Origin of the sequence: Actinomadura sp. NPDC048021 (genome assembly GCF_040653135.1) — a bacterium.
Classification (GTDB): domain Bacteria; phylum Actinomycetota; class Actinomycetes; order Streptosporangiales; family Streptosporangiaceae; genus Spirillospora; species Spirillospora verrucosospora.
On sequence record NZ_JBEZJQ010000061.1, the window covers coordinates 1 to 1,473 of the forward strand.

General features: G+C 57.6%; 1 rRNA gene. It reads left to right on the top strand.

The annotated features are described in order from the left end of the window. Positions 1-1,396: ribosomal RNA gene (locus AB0C87_RS42815) — 23S ribosomal RNA — on the top strand; the annotation flags it as partial. Positions 1,397-1,473: the final 77 nt, after the last annotated feature.

The following is a 1,473-nucleotide window of genomic DNA, read 5'->3' on the forward strand; positions in this document are numbered from 1 at the left end:
ATCCTGAGAGCTGATGCCGAGCCGTTTTAGGTGAAGTGAGTGATCCCATGCTGCCGAGAAAAGCCTCTAGCGAGTGTACCGGCGGCCCGTACCCCAAACCGACTCAGGTGGTCAGGTAGAGAATACCAAGGCGATCGGGTGAACTGTGGTTAAGGAACTCGGCAAATTGCCCCCGTAACTTTGGGAGAAGGGGGACCTTGCCTGGTGATGGCATTTTCTGTCTGAGCTGGGTGGGGTCGCAGAGGCCAGGGGGAAGCGACTGTTTACTAAAAACACAGGTCCGTGCGAAGTCGTAAGACGCTGTATACGGACTGACGCCTGCCCGGTGCCGGAACGTTAAGAGGACCGGTTAGGGGGACTTGTTCCTTCGAAGCTGAGAATCTAAGCGCCGGTAAACGGCGGTGGTAACTATAACCATCCTAAGGTAGCGAAATTCCTTGTCGGGTAAGTTCCGACCTGCACGAATGGCGTAACGACTTCCCCGCTGTCTCAACCACAGGCCCGGCGAAATTGCAGTACGAGTAAAGATGCTCGTTTCGCGCAGCAGGACGGAAAGACCCCGGGACCTTCACTATAGCTTGGCATTGGCGCTTGGAGCGTCTTGTGTAGGATAGGTGGGAGACTGTGAAGCCCAGACGCCAGTTTGGGTGGAGTCGTTGGTGAAATACCACTCTGGTCGTTTTGAGCGTCTAACCCGCACCCGTGTATCCGGGTGGGGGACAGTGCCTGGTGGGTAGTTTAACTGGGGCGGTTGCCTCCCAAAATGTAACGGAGGCGCCCAAAGGTTCCCTCAGCCTGGTTGGCAATCAGGTGGCGAGTGCAAGGGCACAAGGGAGCTTGACTGTGAGACGGACGTGTCGAGCAGGTGCGAAAGCAGGGCCTAGTGATCCGGCACCTACGTGTGGAAGTGGTGTCGCTCAACGGCTAAAAGGTACCCCGGGGATAACAGGCTGATCTTCCCCAAGAGTCCATATCGACGGGATGGTTTGGCACCTCGATGTCGGCTCGTCGCATCCTGGGGCTGGAGTAGGTCCCAAGGGTTGGGCTGTTCGCCCATTAAAGCGGCACGCGAGCTGGGTTTAGAACGTCGCGAGACAGTTCGGTCCCTATCCGCTGTGCGCGTAGGAGAATTGTGAGGGTCTGTCCCTAGTACGAGAGGACCGGGACGGACGAACCTCTGGTGTGCCAGTTGTCCCGCCAGGGGCACGGCTGGTTGGCTACGTTCGGTCGGGATAACCGCTGAAAGCATCTAAGCGGGAAGCCTTCCTCGAGATGAGTTCTCCCACCCCTTTGTGGGTGTAAGGCCCCCGGTAGACGACCGGGTTGATAGGCCGGAGATGGAAGCGCGGTAACGTGTGGAGTCGACCGGTACTAATAGGCCGAGTGGCTTGAACACACTGAACGTTCAGAGTGAGTCGCTGCGAGAGATGTTCGCGTCCCTGTGTGGTTCCCAGAAAACAACTGGGTTCCCGT